Source organism: Pseudarthrobacter sp. NPDC092419 (genome assembly GCF_044755045.1).
GTDB lineage: Bacteria > Actinomycetota > Actinomycetes > Actinomycetales > Micrococcaceae > Arthrobacter.
On the sequence record NZ_JBIVQF010000002.1, the window covers coordinates 148,462 to 168,177 of the forward strand.

Below are 19,716 nucleotides of genomic sequence, written 5' to 3' on the forward strand. Positions count from 1 at the left end.
CATCTTGAACGCATCGCAGCCCCGTGCCGTGGTCACCGGCTCCGGCACCATCAACCCGGTGGGTTCCACCGTTCCCGAAACCTGGGCCGGACTCATCTCCGGCACCTCCGGGATCGCGGCGCTCGATGAGGACTGGGCGGAGCACCTTCCGGTCAGGATCGCCGGCCGGGTCACCGCGGACCTTTCGGAGCGGCTCAGCACGCGCGAGATGAAGCGGATGGACCGCTGCGGCCAGCTCGCGTTGATCGCCGCCCGCGAGGCGTGGGCGCAGGCCGGTGCGCCCGAGGTCGATCCGGAACGGTTCGCTGTGGTCATCGGTTCCGCGTACGGCGGCCTGGGTTCCACCATCGAGCAGGACCGCGTGCTTGCTGCCTCGGGCCCGCGCAAGGTCTCGCCGCACACACTGACCCGCCTGATGGTCAACGGCCCCGCCGCCTGGGTGTCCATCGACCTCGGCGCCAAGGGCGGCGCCCGAACCCCTGTCAGCGCCTGCGCCTCCGGGGCAGAGGCGATTGTCCAGGGAGCGGAGATGATCCGCTCGGGTGCGGCCGACGTCGTGATTGCCGGCGGCGTGGATGCGTCCGTGAACGACCTGGTGATCACCGGGTTTTCCCAGATCCGCGCGCTGTCGGGCCGCTCCGATGAGCCCGCGCGGGCGTCACGGCCGTTCGACGGCGACCGCGACGGTTTCGTGCTGGCAGAAGGGGCAGGGATCGTGGTGCTCGAGAGCGAGGCCCATGCACGCGCCCGGGGAGCCGCCGTCCTGGGTGCCGTGGCAGGAGGTGCGGTGACTTCCGACGCGAATGACATCGTCGCCGCCGACCCCGTGATGCAGCGCCGCGTCATGCAGAAGGCACTGGATTCTGCCGGCCTGCAACCGGCTGACATTGGCTTCATCCACGCCCATGCCACCTCCACGCCGGTGGGGGACCGGCTGGAGGGGCTGGCGATCAACGCCATCTTCGGGCCCGACGTGCCGGTCACCTCCACCAAGGGCCACACCGGCCACCTGCTGGGCGGCGCCGGGGCGCTGGCAGCAGTTGTGGTCCTCGAAGCGCTCCGCGAGGGCCGGCTGCCGGGCACGCTGAACCTGCAGGCGCAGGACACCGAAGTGGAACTCAACGTCGTGGCGGAACACGCCCGGGCCCTGCCTGCGGACAGCCCGCGCACCGGCCTGGTGAACGCGTTCGGCTTCGGCGGGCACAGCGTCGCCCTGGTGGTCACCGGCGGATAGCAGCCGGTTATCCGTTAGGCGCCCGCCAGGTCGCGGGTCCGGATAATGCGCAGGGCCACGGCCGCCGCGGCCACGGCAACTGCGCCCATGAGCAGGGCGCCTGCCGGGTCGAAGGCTTCGACGGGCATCGCTGAGGAGTGCCGGAACGGGCTGAGGTCCTGCAGCCAAACCGGCAGCCCGAGCAGTTCCCCGAACTGCCCCAGCACCAGCGCCGCCGCCAGCGCACTCCACCCGACGGGGCCAGCCCACCGGGAGGCGAACGCGAACACCAGGACCGTCACCGCGGGAAAAACCAGAGCCGCCGGTATGTGGGCCAGGGCAGCCGCGAAGACCTCGCCGGGGCCGCTGCCCCCGGCCTGGGTGATGGTGAGCACGATGGCCGCTGCGGCTCCCGCTGCGGCGGCGACCGCCGCCGTCGTCATTGCTGCGACGGCGAGCGTTCCCGCAAGCCAGCGCGCGCGTGACACCGGCACGGCAAGGAGCAGCTCGGCCCGGCCTTCCGCTTCTTCCGCCCGCAGCCGGAGCACAGCCTGGATCCCCGCGGCCCCGGCCAGGATGCCGGCGATGCCGAGCATGGCAGTGGTGAAGAGGTCCACCACTGCGGCATTGCCGGGAACCAGCCGGCTCATCACTTCCAGCAGGGTCGGATTTGCGGCCAGGGCGTCACGGACTACCGGTCCCAGGCCGCCCGCTATGGCGCCGAGCACCCCGGTGGTGAAGCACCAGCTTGCCAGGCTTCCGCGCTGCAGCCGCCAGGCAAGGCCGGGCATCGTCGCCAGCGTTGCACCGGCCCGGGCGGGGCCGGAATCGCTGGCCGGGATATAGCTCGCGCCCATATCCCGCCTGCTGCGGAGCGCCACCGCCGCCGCTGCCAGGACCGCCGCGATGCCGCCGAGCACCAGCAGCGGAAGCAGATCGGTGTCAGTGAAGGGCCGGACGCGCTGCCCCCAGCCGATGGGCGACAACAGCGAAGGCCAGGCCGGGGCTACGTGCACCAGGGAGGGTCCGACCGTTCCCAGCGCATCGCCTGCGCCACGGACCACGTAGGCTGCACCCACCAGGGCCGCCGCTGTGCCGTTGGCGGTGCGGGCGGACGGCATCACCTGTGCGACCAGCGCCGCGGCGGCCATAAAGAACAGACCCACTGCCGCTACCGCCAAACCGGCGAGGAACGAACCCGTAGCCGGAAGGCCGGCGGCTATGAATCCGCCGGCAACGGCCAGGACCAGGACAGCGTTGGCTCCGGTTCCCAGCAGGAGGGTGGCCTGCAGGGGCGCTGTGCGGGCCACGGCCGTTGAACCGAGAAGCTCCAGCCGGCCTTGGTCTTCGTCGGCCCGGCTGTGCCGGATCACTAGGAATGATCCCATCAGCCCGGCCAGGACGGCCGTGAAGGAGTAGCCCTGGAAGATTGTCACCGCCCCGGAACTGATTCCGTCCGGGAGCCCCCGCAGGAACAGGAACGCCGGGCTGGCTGCCGCGAGGGCCATCAGGGCCGTACGGTCACTGTCCTCCGCGAACTGTGTGGTGATGGCGACGGCGGCGGCATACCCCAGCCCCGCGATGCCCAGGATCCATGCAGTGAGGATTCCCCGGTCCCTGCGTGCCTGGAGCAGTACCAGGCGCAGCACCGGTGCCATCACCGCACCGTGCTTTGCTCTGCGGGGGGCTGTTGGCCGTAGTGGCGCAGGAACAACTCCTCCAGGGAAGGCGGGGCAGCGGTAATGCCGGTAATTCCTGCGGCGGCCAGCGATTCCATGACGTGCCCAAGGTGGGCCGGATCAGCGTCAAACTCGACGGCGTCCCCGTCCGTCCTGAGGTCGTAGACGCCCTGCCACGAGGAGATCGCTTCCGCAGGTGTGGAGGCGATGATCCGGAAGCGTGTCCGGGTGAGGTGGCGGAGCTCGGCGAGGGTCCCCGACTCAACGGCGGCTCCCGCACGGATGATGGTGACTCTGTCACAGAGCTGCTCCACTTCGGCCAGGATGTGGCTGGACAGCAGCACCGTGGCTCCCTCCGCGGTGACCCGCCGGACGTGCCGGCGGAACACGGCGTCCATCACAGGATCCAGTCCTGAGCTTGGCTCGTCCAGCAGGTAGAGCTTGGCCGGGCGGGAAAAGGCGGCGATCAGGGCGGTCTTCTGCCTGTTCCCCCGGGAGTAGGTCCTGGCCCTTTTGCGCGGATCGAAGTCGAACTCCTCGATGAGCTGCCGGCGCAGGGCCTGGTCTGCGCCGCCCCGGAGGCCGGTGAGCAGGTCGATGACCTCGCCGCCGGTCAGGTTGGGCCACAGGGTCACGTCGCCGGGGACGTACGCCACGTCACGGTGCGCCTTGACGGGCTCGGCCCAGGGATCGATGCCGAAAACCCGCACGGTTCCGGACGTGGGCCGGATCAGGCCCAGGAGGACCCTTAACGTGGTGGACTTTCCGGCGCCGTTGGGGCCGAGGAATCCGTGCACTTCGCCCTGCGTCACCGTCAGGTCGAGACCCGCCAGGGCAGTAGTCCGACCGAAGTCCTTCACAAGGCGGGAGGTATGCACGACGGGTGCTTGATCTGTACGCATGGCCGGGTCCGTTCAGGGTCGTCGCTCACGCATATGGCGGACGCAATCTGCGTGCCGCAGGCCTGCGTACCTGCGGGCCGACCAGGCTTCCCGGCTCTCCGTGTCCACATCATACAAGCGCCGTAATCCCCGTGGAAGAGGCTGCCGCCACCCCGGCTAAAGGTCGCTACGACCGGCCATCCGCCACCAGCGCGTCGAGGATCGGGACCTGGCCCTTGACCAGCTTGAGGCGGGCGTCCTGCTCTGGGAACCACCGGGCGTCGTCAATTTCCGGGAAGTCCTGGATCCGGCCGGAACCCTTGGGCCATTCGAGGGGGAACGTGTTGCTGCGGATCGCCTCCGGGTCAAACGCTGCCTCGGCGGCGAATACGGTAATCACTTTGCCCGACGGTTGGCGGAAGTCGCCGAGGTGGGTGTATTCGGCGGCGGGAGCGGGAGTTCCCATCTCCTCCTGGAACTCGCGCAGTGCGGCAGCGAGCGGATCTTCGCCTACCGCGTACTCGCCCTTGGGAAGCGACCATGCGCGCTCATCCTTGTGGGCCCAGAACGGCCCGCCCATGTGCGCGATCCACACTTCAAGCACGGCGTCGGTTCGACGCCGGTACAGCAGGATTCCGGCACTTCGGACAGGCATTCCGGCCCCTTCCTGGTTCCGGCGACGAATTCAGGCCGGACGACTTCAAAATGGGCGCAGAAGTTAACCTGCAGTTCACAGCCCTGCTCTAGGGTAATCCTTCAGGCACTTAGCTCGAAGGGACACCCGTCATGGCCAATATTGCTGAGGTTTTGGGACGGCTGACGCCGGAAGAACTGGATGAACTCCGGGGCCTGGGGCCGCAGGGCCACTTGCCCCGCCACCTGGTTGACGCGCTGGACCGGGCAGCCGGCGGACCGGGGTCGGGCCGCGGCTACTACGTGCCCACCGGAAACGTCACCAGCACCGGCGCCCCGCTGCTGGTCCTCCGCAGCGACGTGTCCGGGTGGCTGTTTACGTCCCACCTCGACGACCCGGATCCGCGTCCCATCGCCTAACCGATGAGCAAACTCAGCGCCTCCGTCAGGTGCTCCACTTCCCGGACGGAAAACCCTGCCGGGATCGGCCCGGGGCCGGCGTGGCTGGCCGGAACCACGGCGTGGGTGAAACCAAGCCGGTGCGCTTCCTGGATCCGCTGGTTGATGCCCGGCACGGGCCGCACCTCCCCGGCAAGCCCCACCTCGCCGAAAGCGATCAGGCGGACCGGCAGCGGTTTCCGGGCTTTCGCCGAGGCCACCGCCAGGGCAACGGCGAGGTCCGTCGCAGGCTCGCTGAGCTTCACTCCCCCCACGGTGGCCACGTAGGAATCGTCCTTGTGCAGCAGGGTCCCGGCCCGCTGCTGGAGCACGGCCAGCAGCATGGACACCCGCGAGCTGTCCAGGCCGCTGGTGGCACGGCGGGGCTGCGAGTTGGGGCTTTCGGCCAGGAGTGACTGCACCTCTGCCAGCAGGGGTCTCCGGCCTTCCATGGTCACCGTGATGCACGTGCCGGAAACCGGGTCCTTGGTGCGGCTGACAAACAGTCCGCTGGGGTCCGCCAGCCCTTCGATGCCGTTCTCGTTCAGGTCGAAGCAGCCCACGTCATCGGTTGGCCCGTAGCGGTTTTTCACGGCGCGCAGCAGCCGCAGCCGGGAGTGCCTTTCGCCCTCGAACTGGCACACCACGTCCACCAGGTGCTCCAGCAGGCGCGGGCCCGCGATGGAGCCGTCCTTGGTCACATGCCCCACCAGCAGCGTGGTCATGTTCCGGCGCTTGGCCGCGGCGATGATGGAGGCCGCCACTTCCCGGACCTGGGACACACCGCCGGCGCTGCCATCCACGTCCGCGCTGCTGAGGGTCTGGACGGAGTCGACGATGAGGAGCCGCGGCTCCACCTTCTCCACCTGTCCCAGCGCCTGGCCGAGGTCCGTTTCCGCGGAGAGGTAGAGGGATTCGGCGACGGCGTCGATCCGCTCGGCACGAAGCTTCACCTGCGCGGCGGATTCTTCGCCCGTGACGTAGAGAACGTCCTGCGCGGTGCGTGCGAACTTCGCGGCGACATCAAGCAGCAGCGTCGATTTTCCGACGCCGGGCTCGCCCGCCAGCAGGATTACGGCACCGGGCACCAGTCCGCCGCCGAGGACGCGGTCCAGTTCGTCCACGCCCGTGGGCAGGAAAGCCGCCGTAGTGGCGTCCACCTCGGCGATGCGGCGGGCCGGCTCCGCAACGGTGGCGGCCGCCGTCGTACGCGCTACGGCGATGCCTGTTTCCTCCACGGTGCCCCACGCCTGGCACTCGCCGCAGCGCCCCACCCACTTGACCGTGGTCCAGCCGCATTCAGCGCATTTGTAGGCGGGCGCTTTAGCGGCCCGGGAAGTCTTCGTTGCCATGCGTTCCACCCTAGCGGCGGCCAAGGACAACGAACTGCCTGGCTCCAAACGATCCAACCCAAGAGAGACGTTGCGCGTGACCTGAATCACCGCTATAGTTCAACGTCGAAGGCAATTTCGCCTACAGGATTGTTACTCGTAAGAGGCAAGACCTGAGAAGCACAGCACGTGCGTCTCGGGTCTTTTTTTGTGCCCAAAAATGGACAGAGAGGTCTGACATGGCAACTGTGGACTACCGGTCACTGGCCGGCGACATCGTGGCGGGGGTTGGCGGCGAAAGCAACATTGCCGGCGCCACCCACTGCGCCACCCGACTCCGGCTCAAGCTGCGCGACGAGGCAAAGGCAGACACCGCAGCCGTGGAAAAGCTGCCCGGAGTGATCACCGTGATGAAGGCCGGCGGCCAATATCAGGTCGTGATCGGAGATAACGTTCCTACGGTCTACGCTGAGCTTGGCAGGATCACCAAAGTCACGGACGGCACCCCCGCCGAAGCGGAGACGGCGCCGCAAGGCAACCTCTTCAACCGCTTCATCGACCTCATCTCGTCCATCTTCTCGCCAGTCATCTGGCCGCTGGCGGCGGCGGGCCTGCTCAAGGCGTTCCTCAGCCTGGCCACCCAGCTGGGCTGGCTGGCACCGGAATCCCAGACCAACGTGATCCTGGCAGCCACCGCTGACGCCCTCTTCTACTTCCTGCCGGTGTTCCTGGCTGTCACGGCTGCCAAACGGTTCAAGACCAACCAGTTCACGTCCATGGCCATCGCTGCAGCCCTGGTCTACCCAAGCATCGTGGCGTTGGCCGGCGCGGGCGCACCGGTCAGCTTCGCCGGCATTCCGGTGGTGATGATGAACTACACCAGTTCGGTGCTGCCTATCATCGTGGCCGTATGGCTGCAGGGTTACCTTGAGCGCTTCCTGACAGGTGTCCTTCCGTCAGCCATCCGGAACTTCACCACGCCGCTGCTCACGCTCCTGGTCATGGTTCCACTGGTCCTGATGACGGTGGGCCCAGTCACCACCTTTGCCGCACAGGGCCTTTCCGCCGGGATCAACGCCGCCTTCACCTACGTGCCCTGGCTCGCCGGCGCCATCATGGGCGGCTTCTGGCAGGTTTTCGTCCTCTTCGGACTGCACTGGGGTCTGGTCCCCGGCATGCTCAGTGAAATGTCCACGCAGGGCTACTCGCTCATGATGGGCCCGCTGCTAGCGGCAGTCCTCGGCCAGGCCGCGGCCACCCTTGCCGTCATGCTCCGCACCCGCAACAAGGCCCGCCGTACCGTGGCGGGACCTGCAGCACTCTCCGGCTTCCTCGCCGGCATCACCGAACCGGCCATCTACGGCGTCAACCTGCCGCTGAAGAAGCCGTTCTACTTCGGCATTGCGGGCGGCATCGTCGGTGGCGCGATCGCGGCGGTCGGCGGCAGCGGCGCCAGCTCCTTCGTATTCCCGTCACTCCTTGGCCTGCCGGCTTTCAGCACCGTGGGCAACTTCAGCCTCCAGCTGCTGGGCACCGGCCTCGCCGTCGCCATTGCCTTCACCCTCACCTTCTTCTTCGGCCCGCGTGAGCTGGAAGCCGCGGACGCCGGCGCGCCCCTTCCCGGGTCCGCCGCGGACCCGCTGGAGGCAGGTTCGCCCGTCCCGGTTCAGCCGGCCACCGGCGCGGCCGGACCCGCCGCGTCCGCCGGTACGGCCGGCACCGTGGAGCTCCTGGCTCCCGTGTCCGGTCAGGCTGTGGCACTGGCGGAGGTCCAGGACAAAGTGTTCTCCTCCGGCGCCATGGGCAGTGGCCTGGGCATCGTCCCTGCGGACGGCCGCATCTGTTCACCCATCACCGGAACCATCAAGGCCGCCATGAAGACCGGCCACGCCTTCGGCATCAAATCCGACGATGGCGTGGAAGTCCTGGTCCACATCGGAATCGATACCGTGCAGCTCCAGGGACGTGGCTTCGAAGCAGCCGTGGTCCGCGGCGACCAAGTCCGGGCCGGTGACCTTCTCGCCGTCGTGGACCTGGACCTGGTGGCCGAAGCCGGCTATGACACCACCACCCTGGTGATGGTCACCAACACCGCTCAACTTGCCAGCGTGACACCCGTGGATGGTTCGTCACTGCCCGGCGGCACCCTGGCGCAGGGCCAGGCCGCCATCAGCGTGCGGCCCTGATGCCGCCACATCCAGCCAATCCCGACTGACAAAGGAACAACTGTGACCACCACTTTCCCTGACGGATTCCTGTGGGGCGGCGCCACTGCCGCCAACCAGCTCGAAGGCGCCTACAACGAGGACGGCAAGGGCCTGTCGATCCAGGACGTCATGCCCAAGGGCATCACGGAAGCCCCCACCGAGGGGCCGACGCCGGACAACCTCAAGCAGGTGGCGATCGATTTTTACCACCGCTATGCGGAGGACATCGCACTCTTCGCCGAGATGGGGTTCAAAGTGTTCCGGTTCTCCATTGCCTGGAGCCGCATCTTCCCCCTGGGCGATGAGGAAACCCCCAACGCCGAAGGCCTGGCCTTCTACTCCCGTGTGCTGGACGAGCTGGAGAAGCACGGCATCGAACCGCTGGTGACCATCAGCCACTACGAGACCCCGCTGCACCTTGCCCGGAAGTACGACGGGTGGACCAACCGCGAACTGATCGGCTTCTACGAGCGCTACTGCCGCACCCTGTTTGAGCACTTCGGCGGCCGGGTGAAGTACTGGCTCACGTTCAACGAGATCAATTCGGTGATTCATGAACCGTTCCTCTCCGGCGGAATCCCCACGCCCAAGGAGCAGCTCACCAAGCAGGACCTCTACCAGGCGATCCACCACGAGCTGGTGGCGTCGGCCCGGGCGACCAGACTGGCCCACGAGCTCATGCCCGGCGCGCAGGTGGGCTGCATGATCATCGCCTTGCCGGTCTACCCGCTCACCCCGGATCCCGCCGACGTTGTGGCTGCCATGCACACAGCCCAGGACAGCTACGCGTTCGGCGACATCCACTGCCGCGGCGAGTACCCGGGCTACCTGCTGCGCTACTTCCGGGACAACGGCATCGAACTGAAGATCACCGCGCAGGACCGCGAAGACCTCAAAAACACCGTGGACTTCGTCTCCTTCAGTTACTACATGAGCATCTGCGAAACTGCTGACCCCGCCAGGAAGGGCAAGGGCCCCGGCAACATTATGGGCGGAGTGCCCAACCCCACGCTCAAGGCCTCCGAATGGGGCTGGCAGATCGATCCGCAGGGTCTGCGCGTGGCCCTGAACGACTACTGGGACCGCTGGCAGAAGCCGCTGTTCATCGTGGAGAACGGCATGGGCGCCAAAGACCAGCTTGTGGAGGTGGACGGGACGAAAACGGTGGTTGACGACTACCGGATCGCCTACCTCAACGACCATCTTGTGCAAGCGCGCGAGGCGGTGGCCGACGGCGTCCGGCTGATGGGCTACACCTCCTGGGGCTGCATCGATGTGGTGAGTGCTTCGACGGCCCAGATGAGCAAGCGCTACGGCTTCATCTACGTGGACCGCAACGATGACGGCACCGGCACCCTTGCCCGCTACCCCAAAAAGTCCTACGGATGGTACAAGGAAGTCATTGCCACCAATGGCGCCAGCCTGAACTAGCAGCACCCGGCAGCGCACGACGACGGCTGCCGGGTTACGAACGAAAGGAGGACGGCGTGGAGGTGCTTCGCGTCTTTAATAACAACGTCGTCCTCGCCCGGGACGCGGACGGCAGGGGAGAGGTCATCCTCACCGGCCGCGGCCTGGGTTTCCAGGCGAAGCCCGGTCAGCAGGTTGACCAGGCCAAGGTGGTTCGGGTCTTCGTCCCGGAAGACGGCCGCAACGCGGACAACTTCGGTGCGCTCGTGGCCGCCATCCCGCCGGAACACCTGATGCTCGCGGACCAGGCACTCGAGATTGCCCGCGGCGGCATGGCGGGGCCGTTGAACTCCACCACCGTCGTGGCGCTCGCGGACCACCTCAGCTTCGCCATCAAGCGGCTGCGCCAGGGCCTGGTGATCGAATACCCCCTCCGCGCCGAGGTGGCCCATCTCTATCCGGACGAGCTGCGGATGGCCCAGAAAATTGTGGATTTCGTCAACAGCAGGCTTGAGGAGCCGCTGCCCCGCGATGAGGCGGTGGCGGTTGCCCTGCACCTGGTCAATGCCGGTTTTGCCAGCGGAGACCTGTCCTACACGTACCAGATGACCGGGGTGTTCGCGCAGCTGTTCGAGGTCCTGGAACAGGCCTATGGGCGGGCGTTCGACCGGGAAACCGTGAATGCCGCCCGGTTCATCACCCACCTGAGGTACTTCTTCGTCCGTGCCCACACCGGCAGGCAGCTGGCCGAAGGTGCCACCGGCCTGGGATCCGCCATCCGTACCGCCTACCCCGACGCCTACGGAACGGCACTGAAGCTGCAGGCTGTGCTGGAGCTGCGGCTGGGCCAACCCCTCACCGAGGACGAAGTCACCTACCTGACCCTGCACGTGGCACGTATGGCCGATGACCTGAGGCTCCAGCAGGCAGCCGAAACCCAGGGCTGAGGCCGCTCACAGCGCCGGCAGCACGTCCCGCGCTTCCTGCGCGTCCATCCCCGTGGCCTCCAGGAGGTCCACCATCAACGGCCGGTACAGCATCACCACGGTCTCGCCCTCCAGCCGCTCCACCTCGAGCAGCTTGGGGTGCAGCCGCAGGGCGATTTCGCTGAGCTCCTGCCGGGCGGTGCGCAGGTGGGCGCGCCGGACGCCGTCGTGCGTTTCCGCAAGGCCCAGCGAGAGCTCGTCAATCGCGGCAGCGGTGTCCTGCAGCACCTCCGCGATGTTCTCCGTGGCCGCATCGGTGAGCGCGGCATGATTGATGGCGCTGGTGAGCCGGCGGGCAAAAACGCGGCTGTTGCGCAGTGCAAGGTCAATGAAATCGAGCGACCCGGCGAGCCGTTCCAGCTCGTCCCGGTGCCGCCGGTAGGCGGGCGCCAGGGTGGCCACCTCGCCGGAGGCCCGCAGCGACTGGCGCATCGCGTCTACCAAGGGCTGGCAGTTCCGGCCGCGGATCAGCGCGTGCCACGCCTGCGTGGAGTCGCTGTTGATCAGGGCCGTGCTGCATTCGCGCAGCACCTCTGCCAGCTCGTGGAGCAGCTTCCGGACATCCCTGCGGGGCTCGCGCCGCGGATCCTTCGGGATCAGGATGGTCACCAGCAGGGCGAACAGCCCGCCCACCACGGCGTCGAGACTGCGCGTGAAGGGGCCGCCGTCGGGTGCCGGCAGCAGCACCACCAGCAGGGACTGCAGCCCCAGCTGGGTGGTGAAGATCGTGCCGCTGTCCAGGAAACGGGCCAGCAGGATGGAGAAGAGAAGTACGACGGCGGCCTGCCAGATTCCGCTGCCCAGCCAGTGGAGCAGCAAGTCACCTACGGCGATGCCAATGGTGCAGCCCAGGCCCACCTCCACGACACGCCGAAGCCGCGGTTCGCGGGAGAATCCGAGGGCGATCAGCGAGGAAGTGGCGGCGAAGAGGGGTCCCGAGTGCCCGAGTACATACTCGGCAAAGGCATACGCTCCCACGGCGCAAACGGTCATCTGCACGGCAGGCACAAGGGAATTCCGGCTTCGGATCAGCCCAGTCTGGACACGGCCGCGCAGGAACCGCCTGCCTGCTGAGAGTCCTGCGGAGGGCGCCATGGGGCCCAGTCTATTTCGTGGCCGCCTTTAGGGCCTGAAATGTGATCTGCGCAACGGCGACCCGGTATTTGTAAACTAATGTGGTCTGCGCGTTCACCTTCCGTTCATCTTGGACGGCCAATCCCGTTACCTGGGGCCCATAAGTTTCTTCGAGGTACAAAACGTACGCATCGCGCAACAGGGCCCCTCCAGCCCTGTCCCGCACCTGAATAACCCTGGAAGGGGTACATCTGTGAAGGCACTCCGCTTCGGCCGCCACGCGGCTATCGCTGTTATCGCAGCCGGCGCACTCGCGCTTACGGCATGCGGTTCAGACAACGCTACGGGCACCGCTCCCGCAGACCAGGCGTCCGGCGGCGCTAAGGTCACCGGTACCCTCACCGGCATCGGTTCATCCGCCCAGGGCGCAGCCATGGACGCCTGGAAGACCGAGTTCGCGGCCGCCAACCCCGGCGCAACCGTACAGTACTCCCCGGACGGTTCCGGCGCCGGCCGCAAGGCCATCCTGGACGGCTCCGCCCAGTTCGCAGGCTCCGACGCCTACCTGAAGGACGAAGAGCTCGAGGACTCCAAGAAGGTCTGCGGTCCTGAAGGCGCGCTGAACATTCCGGTATACGTTTCCCCGATCGCCATCGCGTACAACCTGCCGGAGGTCAAGGAACTCAAGCTTGACGCCGCTACGGCTGCCAAGATCTTCCGCGGCGAAATCGCCAAGTGGAACGACCCCGCGATTGCAGCGCTGAACGAGGGCACCACCCTGCCCGACCTCAAGATCACCGCAGTGCACCGTTCCGACGATTCCGGAACCACCAAGAACTTCACCGAGTACCTGGCTGCCGCTGCCCCCGAGGCATGGACCGACAAGGCCGACGGCGAATGGCCGGCAAGCCTGAAGGGTGAGAACGCCAAGGGAACCTCCGGTGTGGTCAAGGCCGTCACCGACACCCCCGGCGCCGTAACTTATGCTGACGACTCCGCCGTGAGCGGCAAGCTCGGCGTGGCCCAGATCAAGGTGGGCGAGTCCTTCACCACCATCTCCGCCGAGGCCGCCGCCAAGGCCGTCGACGCCGGCAAGCCCGTGGAAGGCCGTTCCGAGAACGACATGTCCATCAAGCTGGACCGCAAGACCACCATCGAGGGTGCCTACCCGATCGTTCTGGTCTCCTTCCACGTGGTGTGCTCCACCTACGCAGACCAGGAAACCGTTGACCTCGTCAAGGCCTTCGAGAACTACGTAGTGTCCGAGGAAGGCCAGCAGGCCGCCGCGGATTCCGCGAAGTCGGCTCCGATTTCCGCCGAGCTGGCCGAGAAGGCTGTCAAGGCCATCGAGTCCATCAAGGTAAAGTCCTAATTACCGCACCAAAACCGGGTTCCCCGCACAGCCGTGAGGCAGTGCGGGGAACTTGGCATTGAAGCCGCACCCCCAGTTTCAGTACCTCCACGATCGAAGGGCCGTCGAATGACCGCCACAACCCTGACCAGCACCCAGGGCGCCGGCCGCGCCGGGGACAAAGTATTTTCGGGCGCCGCCCTGGCCGCGGGCTGCCTCATCCTCGCCGTCCTCTTCGGCGTCGCCCTGTTCCTGGTGGTCCAGGCCATCCCTGCCCTGACTGCCCCCGCCGAAGAGATCGGCGGCGGTGAAGGATTCTTCGCCTACATCTGGCCCATCGTCATCGGCACGCTGATCGCCGCGGTGATTGCCCTTGTCATCGCCACCCCGATCGCCATCGGTGTCGCCCTCTTCATCTCGCACTTTGCCCCCCGCGGCCTCGCCGCGGGCCTGGGCTACGTGATTGACCTGCTGGCCGCGATTCCCTCCGTGATCTACGGCGCGTGGGGCGCGGCATTCCTGGCCAAGGAAATTTCCCCCGCCTACAACTGGCTTGCCGCGAACTTGGGCTGGCTGCCTATCTTCCAGGGACCGGCATCCGCCACCGGCAAGACGATCCTCACCGCCGGCATCGTGCTGTCCGTCATGGTGCTCCCCATCATCACTTCCCTGTCCCGTGAAATCTTCCTGCAGACCCCCAAGCTGCACGAAGAGGCCGCCCTGGCGCTCGGCGCCACCCGCTGGGAAATGATCAAGATGTCTGTTCTTCCGTTCGCCCGTCCCGGCATCATCAGCGCCGTCATGCTCGGCCTGGGCCGCGCGCTGGGTGAAACGATGGCCGTGGCGCTGGTGCTCTCCTCGGGTGCCCTCACCGCCAGCCTCATCCAGTCCGGTAACCAGACCATTGCCGCGGAAATCGCACTGAACTTCCCGGAAGCGAGCGGACTGAAGGTCAGCACCCTCATCGCCGCCGGCCTGGTCCTGTTCATCATCACCCTGGCCGTGAACATGGTCGCCCGCTGGATCATCAGCAGGCACAAAGAATTCTCGGGAGCCAACTAAATGACCTCCACGCTTACCCCCCTGCGCAGCAAGCGCTCCGCCCTGACCAAGGGCCAACTGCCCAAGTATGCTCCCTACGCGGTGCTGGCCGGCGCGCTTATTGCCGGTGCAGCCATCATGGCCCTGATCGGGTTCAATGTCTTCGGTTGGGGCATCGTCTCGGCCATCCTGTTCGCCGTGGGGCTCGTGTCCTGGAGCGCAGCGGTGGAAGGACCCCGGAAGGCCAAGGACAAGCTGGCCACCTGCCTCGTGGTGGGCTCCTTCCTGGTTGCGCTGCTTCCGCTGGTCTCCGTGGTTTGGACGGTCCTGGTCAACGGCATCCCGGGCCTCGTGACCCCCGGCTTCCTGACCAACTCCATGAACGGCGTCACCGGCGTCTACGACAACAAGGCCGTGGAGAACGGGACCCCGGTTCTGGGGGGCATCTACCACGCGCTCCTGGGCACTGTGCAGATCACCCTCCTGGCCACCGTGATCTCCGTTCCGGTGGGCCTGCTGACCGCCATCTACCTGGTCGAATACGGCAACGAGGGCCGGTTGGCCCGGGCCATCACGTTCTTCGTGGACGTCATGACCGGCATCCCGTCCATCGTGGCCGGTCTCTTCGCCGCCGCCTTCTTCTTCGCGGTGGTGGGGCCGGGGACCAAGACCGGCGCGGTAGCCGCCGTTGCGCTTTCCGTCCTGATGATCCCCGTTGTGGTGCGTTCCAGCGAGGAAATGCTCAAGATCGTCCCGAACGAGCTGCGTGAGGCCGCCTACGCCCTGGGCGTGCGGAAGTGGCGGACCATCCTTAAGGTCGTTATTCCGACGGCGATCTCCGGTATCGCTTCCGGCGTCACCCTGGCCATCGCCCGCGTCATCGGCGAAACGGCGCCCATCCTGGTCACCGCCGGATTCGCCACCAGCATTAACAACAACGTGTTCGGCGGATGGATGGCTTCCCTGCCCACCTTTATCTACACCCAGATCCTCAATCCCACGTCACCGGCCAACCCGGACCCGTCCAACCAGCGTGCGTGGGGGGCGGCCCTGGTGCTGATCATCCTGGTGATGGTCCTGAACCTCGGCGCAAGGCTGATCGCCCGGGTGTTCGCGCCGAAGATCGGCCGCTGACCAGCCCTTCCGCTCCGTTCCCCGGACGCCGGCCCTTCCACTCTTCCGGGCCGGATCCTAGACTTCAATTCATACCCAGTTAGTGAAGGAACACCATGTCTAAGCGCATCGACGTCAAGGACCTGAACGTGTACTACGGCGACTTCCTTGCCGTGGAAGACGTGACCATCAACATCGAGGCCAAGTCGGTGACCGCCTTCATCGGCCCGTCCGGCTGCGGCAAGTCCACCTTCCTGCGGACCCTGAACCGCATGCACGAGGTCATCCCCGGCGCCCGCGTGGAAGGCGACGTCCTGCTGGACGGCGACAACCTCTATGGGCCCGGCGTTGACCCGGTGACGGTGCGTTCGCAGATCGGCATGGTGTTCCAGCGCCCCAACCCGTTCCCCACCATGTCCATCCGGGACAACGTCCTGGCCGGCGTGAAACTGAACAACAAGAAGATCTCCAAGGGCGAGGCCGACGTCCTGGTGGAGCGCTCACTCAAGGGTGCCAACCTGTGGAACGAGGTCAAGGACCGGCTGGAGAAGCCCGGCTCCGGCCTGTCCGGCGGCCAGCAGCAGCGCCTCTGCATCGCGCGGGCCATCGCCGTGGAGCCGCAGGTCATCCTGATGGACGAACCCTGCTCCGCGCTGGACCCCATCTCCACCCTTGCCATTGAGGACCTCATCAATGAGCTCAAGGACCAGTACACCGTTGTCATTGTGACGCACAACATGCAGCAGGCGGCGCGCGTTTCGGACCGCACCGCGTTCTTCAACATTGCCGGCACCGGCAAGCCCGGCAAGCTGATCGAGGTGGGGGACACGCACACCATCTTCAGCAACCCCACCCAGAAGGCCACCGAGGACTACGTCTCCGGCCGCTTCGGATAAAGCTCTTCTGTCCCGGGAACGCTATCCCGGGACTTCGAGCTGGAAGCCGCAGTGGCAGCGCAGCACGCGGACCGGCAGTGACAGCGTGTTGAGCCCGCCGCCGGTCGCACTGCTCCGGTAGCAGAGCCGCTCGACCTCCAGTTCGGCCTCCTCCATCGGGAAACCGCAGTGCACGTAGTCGTCGCCGAACAGGATGACCCGCGCCATCCAGCGGACCTGGTGCAGGACGGCCGTCACGTCCGCAGCGTACGCAGGATGCTCCTGGAACCGCTGGCAGTCGGCGCAGGTGTAGGACACGGTAACGAGTTCGCTGTTGCCTGTCTCCATCGCGGTGATCGCATGGATGGTGAGCCGGTGTTCGGTTCCGCAGGACTCGCACCGCAGAGCCCTGGGCAGTGGCAGGGGGTACCGGGGAACGGAGTGGGACAAAGCGCCGGCTCTTTTCCACGAAGTGCATGGGGGCCGCCGGTGGCTGCAGCGGCGCGGTTCCGGGCCCAGCACACGGCCCGGACGCACGTTCCAGGCGTCACCGCCGCCGGAACGTACTTTTGAATGTACGTCACCGCCGCCCGGGTGTATAGGGTCTTACGGCAGGGGCGAGAGCGCCAGCGCCAGGATGAACGCCAGCGTGGCAGCAGCCAGCGGCGTCAGCACCCAGAGCGCCACGATGCGGAACACGAGCTTCCGGTTGGTGACTGAAAAGTGCTGGTTTTCGCCCGCGCCGAGGGCCGCAGCGGTGACGGTATGGGTACTGGACAGTGGCCAGTGGAACACCACGGCCCCCAGAAGCAGCAGGAGCGCGCTGTGGATCTGCGCCACGGAGCCGCGCAGGGGGTCGATCCGGGTGATCTTGTAGCCCACCGTGTGGGAAATGCGCCAGCCGCCAAACAGTGTCCCCGCGCTGATGAGCACGGCGGTCAGGAGGGCCACCCAGGAGGGGATGCCGCCGCCGTCGTCATACCCCCCGGCGATCAGCGCCAGCAGCAGCACGGCGCTGATCCGCTGCCCGTCCTGCAGGCCGTGGCCGAAGGCCACCGCCCCCGCGGCAACCGCCTGGCTGCGGCGGAACCGCTGGTTGACCACGGACGGCTGCGTGTAGCGGGCGCTCCAGGTGGCGGGATAGACCAGCAGGAAGGCGCCGCTGTACGCAACCAGCGGTGACAGCAGCAGCGGCAGCACCACCTGCAGCAGCAGGGACTGGTCAACCCCGCGGACGCCTGGGCCGCCCACCATCAGGCTGGCCAGGGCTGCGCCGGCCAGCCCGCCTACCAATGCATGCGTGGAGGAGGTCGGGATGCCGCGCCACCACATCAGGATTCCCCACGCACAGGCGCTGGCCAGCCCCGCCGCGAGGATGGTAAGGCCGTCCGTTCCGCCGGGGAGGCTGATCCAGGTCCGGCTGATGGCCACGGCAAAGCCTGCACTCAGGAGGGCGCCGACGAAGTTGAAGAATCCCGCCAGCAGAACGGCCACGCTTGGGGTAAGGGCCCTGGTGCGGACGGCCAGTGCCACGGAAGTAGATGCGTCACGGAAGCCGTTCAAGAATGCGAATCCGGCAGCAAGCAGCACCACCGCGCCGAAGATGACCGGAGCCACCTCACGATTCCTTGACGATGATGCTGCCCACCTGGACGGCGACACGCCGCATGTCCTTGGTGACCTCCACCAGCTGGTTGGCGACGTCGCGGTTGCGGGAGTACTGCGCCCACTTCATGTCGTTGATCATGTCCGAGACCCACAGCCGGTGCGTCCGTTCGGCCCGTTTGGCGAGGCGGAGGATTTCGATCCAGTAGTCCTCGAGGTCGTCCAGGTTGTCCAGGCGGCGCATCGCGTCAACGGTGAGCTCGGCCTGCCGGCTGATGATCTCCAGCTGCTCGGCGGCGCGCTTGGGCAACCGGTCCAGCTTGTAGAGGCCCACCAGCTCTGCGGCGGCGTCCATCTTCTCCATGGCTTCGTTCAGGTAGCGGGACAGGGCGTACATATCCTCGCGGGGGAGCGGGTTCACGAAGCTGGTGCGCATGTGCGTTAGGAGGGCGAAGTTCAGTTCAGCCGACTTGGCCTCGTGGTTGTGCATGTCCTCCACGAGCCGGCCCTGCTCGGCTGCCGGTACGCCCAGGATCTCCGCGAGCGTGCCGGAGGCGAGCACAATCTGCTGTGCCATCTGGGAGAGAAGGTTCAGCCCGGCGGGCTCCTGGGGGAAAAGGCGCAGCTTCACGCGCTAACTCTACCGGCAGGGTATGAAAACGGAGGCAAAAATGGTGCCGAACCGGATACGCCTCTCGGCGGTAGGCCGCTCTAGGCGGCTAATTGTTGAAGCCCGGGGGTTTCGCGGTTCGGCACCAGTTTCAGTGTTCTACGATGCTTGGTCCAAGTCAATCTTGACAATCGGGGCATCCGGGGTGGCGCCAGGGTGCTAGTCCAGCTCGCCCAGGCGCCAGGCGTTGGCGGCGTGCTCCAGGTCCTCCGCGGTTTTCACCAGCTGGTGGGAGCTGCGGGTGAGCTTGCTGGCGTGGGCCTCATTGGCGTGCTCGGCACCGTCGGCGAGGGTCGCCTGGCCGAGCGCGACGACGCGGCAGAACGCGGCGGAACGTTCCAGCGCAACGTCGAATTCGCCGTCGAACGCGCCCGAAAGTATGGCGTCTGCCATGGCTGTCATCTCATCCGCCCCGGGCGGCTCCGCAGCACCGGCCACCACGTTGGAGACCTGCGCCGTGTCCTTGCCGGCGCGGAAGTACACCGAGATCCGCTCCGGGTCGCGGACGGTGGCGGCCCGCAGTGCGTACAGGCGCCACAGGGCTCCGGGCAGAGAGCGTGCGGGGCTCTCCGCCCACATCTCCGCGATCGCCTCCAGACCCTGTTCATCGGCGAGTTTCACCAGGCGCTCGGTGACCACCGGATCATCGCTGTCCCGGCCATGGCGGACCAGCGCCTGAGCGGCGAGGTGGGCGGCCTCGGAGATCCGTGCCGGATCCGCGCCGCCCGCGAAAGGCTCGAAATCAACCGGGGCAAAGGGCTTCGGCTTGTGGTGCCGGTTCGCGCCGCCATACGGACTGGATCCTGGTTCCTCGCTCATGCCCCCACGCTACTCCTGTGCCGCGGTGGAAATCGAGCATCCGGGGGCGCACCATGGAGGCGCTGCCGGGCGGGCGTCAGCGTACGACGGCGGCGCCCGGCCGGGTGCGAAGGCGGCGGGAGCATGCGTTAGAGTATTAAACGTCCAGAAATGGATTGGGCCGGGCGGCAGTGTTGCCCGGCAGGGGCCTTTAGCTCAGTTGGTAGAGCATCGGACTTTTAATCCGTGGGTCGTGGGTTCGAGCCCCACAGGGCCCACTCTTTCGGAGAGTGGACATGATCCCCGGTTTCCTGCTGCTGCAGGGAGCCGGGGATTGTGCGTTCCGGGGAGGGCGGTTCTGGTCCGCGCAACTCCCTCAAGCACGCGCTCCAGGCCGCGGGCCGCAGGTAC

Annotated in this window: 18 protein-coding genes and 1 tRNA gene; 10 read left to right on the forward strand and 9 right to left on the reverse strand. The window is 66.8% G+C overall.

What is annotated here, in order from left to right; all coding sequences use genetic code 11:
• Nucleotides 1-4: 4 nt before the first annotated feature.
• Nucleotides 5-1,234 carry a beta-ketoacyl-[acyl-carrier-protein] synthase family protein gene (locus ACIQC0_RS04035; RefSeq protein WP_400532792.1) on the forward strand — a complete coding sequence of 410 codons (1,230 nt, stop codon included), beginning with the start codon at nt 5-7 and terminating at the stop codon, nt 1,232-1,234.
• 14 nt (nt 1,235-1,248) lie between these two features.
• Here ACIQC0_RS04035 and ACIQC0_RS04040 read toward each other — a convergent pair whose 3' ends face one another.
• The 3 genes from ACIQC0_RS04040 to ACIQC0_RS04050 all read right to left on the reverse strand — a co-directional run bounded on the left by ACIQC0_RS04040 (nt 1,249) and on the right by ACIQC0_RS04050 (nt 4,428).
• Nucleotides 1,249-2,871: an ABC transporter permease gene (locus ACIQC0_RS04040; protein WP_400532794.1), complete on the reverse strand. Its 1,623-nt coding sequence runs from the start codon at nt 2,869-2,871 to the stop codon at nt 1,249-1,251.
• Nucleotides 2,871-3,794 carry an ATP-binding cassette domain-containing protein gene (locus ACIQC0_RS04045; RefSeq protein WP_400532796.1) on the reverse strand — a complete coding sequence of 308 codons (924 nt, stop codon included), beginning with the start codon at nt 3,792-3,794 and terminating at the stop codon, nt 2,871-2,873. Before ACIQC0_RS04045 ends, ACIQC0_RS04040 begins: the two co-directional genes overlap by 1 nt.
• A 166-nt stretch (nt 3,795-3,960) precedes the next feature.
• Nucleotides 3,961-4,428 (reverse strand): NUDIX domain-containing protein, encoded by a 468-nt coding sequence (locus ACIQC0_RS04050; protein ID WP_400532798.1) that lies wholly within the window; start codon nt 4,426-4,428, stop codon nt 3,961-3,963.
• Nucleotides 4,429-4,559: 131 nt separating this feature from the next.
• On the opposite strand from ACIQC0_RS04050, the gene ACIQC0_RS04055 reads away from it, so the two are divergent.
• Nucleotides 4,560-4,826: a hypothetical protein gene (locus ACIQC0_RS04055; RefSeq protein WP_377216538.1), complete on the forward strand. Its 267-nt coding sequence runs from the start codon at nt 4,560-4,562 to the stop codon at nt 4,824-4,826.
• Here ACIQC0_RS04055 and radA read toward each other — a convergent pair.
• The gene (gene radA, locus ACIQC0_RS04060; RefSeq protein WP_400532800.1) at nt 4,823-6,196 is read right to left on the reverse strand and encodes a DNA repair protein RadA; all 1,374 of its coding nucleotides are present in this window, start codon (nt 6,194-6,196) and stop codon (nt 4,823-4,825) included. The two genes, ACIQC0_RS04055 and radA, sit on opposite strands and share 4 nt — an antisense overlap.
• 218 nt (nt 6,197-6,414) lie before the next feature.
• Between radA and ACIQC0_RS04065 the strand changes: the two genes are divergently transcribed.
• Genes ACIQC0_RS04065 through ACIQC0_RS04075 form a run of 3 tightly spaced genes read left to right on the forward strand, consistent with a single transcriptional unit; the run spans nt 6,415 to nt 10,739 of the window.
• Nucleotides 6,415-8,361 (forward strand): beta-glucoside-specific PTS transporter subunit IIABC, encoded by a 1,947-nt coding sequence (locus ACIQC0_RS04065; RefSeq protein ID WP_400532802.1) that lies wholly within the window; start codon nt 6,415-6,417, stop codon nt 8,359-8,361.
• Nucleotides 8,362-8,403: 42 nt separating this feature from the next.
• The gene (locus tag ACIQC0_RS04070) at nt 8,404-9,813 is read left to right on the forward strand and encodes a glycoside hydrolase family 1 protein (RefSeq protein ID WP_400532804.1); all 1,410 of its coding nucleotides are present in this window, start codon (nt 8,404-8,406) and stop codon (nt 9,811-9,813) included.
• A gap of 56 nt (nt 9,814-9,869) precedes the next feature.
• The gene (locus tag ACIQC0_RS04075; RefSeq protein ID WP_377216542.1) at nt 9,870-10,739 is read left to right on the forward strand and encodes a PRD domain-containing protein; all 870 of its coding nucleotides are present in this window, start codon (nt 9,870-9,872) and stop codon (nt 10,737-10,739) included.
• 6 nt (nt 10,740-10,745) lie between these two features.
• On the opposite strand, the gene ACIQC0_RS04080 is transcribed toward ACIQC0_RS04075, so the two are convergent.
• Nucleotides 10,746-11,873: an aromatic acid exporter family protein gene (locus ACIQC0_RS04080; RefSeq protein ID WP_377216543.1), complete on the reverse strand. Its 1,128-nt coding sequence runs from the start codon at nt 11,871-11,873 to the stop codon at nt 10,746-10,748.
• 232 nt (nt 11,874-12,105) lie between these two features.
• Between ACIQC0_RS04080 and pstS the strand changes: the two genes are divergently transcribed.
• The 4 genes from pstS (at nt 12,106) to pstB (ending at nt 16,253) form a co-directional block, all read left to right on the forward strand.
• The gene (gene pstS, locus ACIQC0_RS04085) at nt 12,106-13,224 is read left to right on the forward strand and encodes a phosphate ABC transporter substrate-binding protein PstS (RefSeq protein WP_377216544.1); all 1,119 of its coding nucleotides are present in this window, start codon (nt 12,106-12,108) and stop codon (nt 13,222-13,224) included.
• 108 nt (nt 13,225-13,332) lie between these two features.
• A complete protein-coding gene (pstC, locus tag ACIQC0_RS04090; RefSeq protein ID WP_400532807.1) occupies nt 13,333-14,265 on the forward strand; it encodes a phosphate ABC transporter permease subunit PstC in 933 nt (310 codons plus the stop codon).
• Complete coding sequence (gene pstA / locus ACIQC0_RS04095) at nt 14,266-15,378, forward strand: phosphate ABC transporter permease PstA (protein WP_377216546.1); 1,113 nt, start codon at nt 14,266-14,268, stop codon at nt 15,376-15,378.
• Between the two features lie 95 nt (nt 15,379-15,473).
• Entirely contained in the window at nt 15,474-16,253 is a 780-nt protein-coding gene (gene pstB, locus ACIQC0_RS04100) for a phosphate ABC transporter ATP-binding protein PstB (protein WP_377216547.1), read from the forward strand.
• Between the two features lie 21 nt (nt 16,254-16,274).
• On the opposite strand, the gene ACIQC0_RS04105 is transcribed toward pstB, so the two are convergent.
• The 4 genes from ACIQC0_RS04105 to ACIQC0_RS04120 all read right to left on the reverse strand — a co-directional run bounded on the left by ACIQC0_RS04105 (nt 16,275) and on the right by ACIQC0_RS04120 (nt 19,326).
• Nucleotides 16,275-16,682 carry a hypothetical protein gene (locus ACIQC0_RS04105; protein ID WP_377216548.1) on the reverse strand — a complete coding sequence of 136 codons (408 nt, stop codon included), beginning with the start codon at nt 16,680-16,682 and terminating at the stop codon, nt 16,275-16,277.
• A gap of 156 nt (nt 16,683-16,838) precedes the next feature.
• On the reverse strand, nt 16,839-17,849 hold the full coding sequence (locus tag ACIQC0_RS04110; protein ID WP_400532810.1) for an anion permease: 1,011 nt from the start codon (nt 17,847-17,849) through the stop codon (nt 16,839-16,841).
• Nucleotide 17,850: 1 nt separating this feature from the next.
• Nucleotides 17,851-18,468 (reverse strand): DUF47 domain-containing protein, encoded by a 618-nt coding sequence (locus ACIQC0_RS04115; RefSeq protein WP_377216550.1) that lies wholly within the window; start codon nt 18,466-18,468, stop codon nt 17,851-17,853.
• Between the two features lie 198 nt (nt 18,469-18,666).
• Nucleotides 18,667-19,326: a hypothetical protein gene (locus ACIQC0_RS04120; RefSeq protein ID WP_377216551.1), complete on the reverse strand. Its 660-nt coding sequence runs from the start codon at nt 19,324-19,326 to the stop codon at nt 18,667-18,669.
• A gap of 184 nt (nt 19,327-19,510) precedes the next feature.
• On the opposite strand from ACIQC0_RS04120, the gene ACIQC0_RS04125 reads away from it, so the two are divergent.
• A tRNA-Lys gene (locus tag ACIQC0_RS04125) sits at nt 19,511-19,583 on the forward strand.
• Nucleotides 19,584-19,716: the final 133 nt, after the last annotated feature.

Bases quoted from the DNA above. Each gene is read 5' to 3' on its own strand.
- ACIQC0_RS04045 (WP_400532796.1), bottom strand. From the start codon at position 3,794: ATGCGTACAGATCAAGCACCCGTCGTGCATACCTCCCGCCTTGTGAAG.
- ACIQC0_RS04040 (WP_400532794.1), bottom strand. From the start codon at position 2,871: ATGGCACCGGTGCTGCGCCTGGTACTGCTCCAGGCACGCAGGGACCGG.
- pstA (WP_377216546.1), top strand. From the start codon at position 14,266: ATGACCTCCACGCTTACCCCCCTGCGCAGCAAGCGCTCCGCCCTGACC.
- ACIQC0_RS04080 (WP_377216543.1), bottom strand. From the start codon at position 11,873: ATGGCGCCCTCCGCAGGACTCTCAGCAGGCAGGCGGTTCCTGCGCGGC.
- ACIQC0_RS04055 (WP_377216538.1), top strand. From the start codon at position 4,560: ATGGCCAATATTGCTGAGGTTTTGGGACGGCTGACGCCGGAAGAACTG.
- pstC (WP_400532807.1), top strand. From the start codon at position 13,333: ATGACCGCCACAACCCTGACCAGCACCCAGGGCGCCGGCCGCGCCGGG.
- ACIQC0_RS04065 (WP_400532802.1), top strand. From the start codon at position 6,415: ATGGCAACTGTGGACTACCGGTCACTGGCCGGCGACATCGTGGCGGGG.
- ACIQC0_RS04120 (WP_377216551.1), bottom strand. From the start codon at position 19,326: ATGAGCGAGGAACCAGGATCCAGTCCGTATGGCGGCGCGAACCGGCAC.
- ACIQC0_RS04050 (WP_400532798.1), bottom strand. From the start codon at position 4,428: ATGCCTGTCCGAAGTGCCGGAATCCTGCTGTACCGGCGTCGAACCGAC.
- radA (WP_400532800.1), bottom strand. From the start codon at position 6,196: ATGGCAACGAAGACTTCCCGGGCCGCTAAAGCGCCCGCCTACAAATGC.
- pstB (WP_377216547.1), top strand. From the start codon at position 15,474: ATGTCTAAGCGCATCGACGTCAAGGACCTGAACGTGTACTACGGCGAC.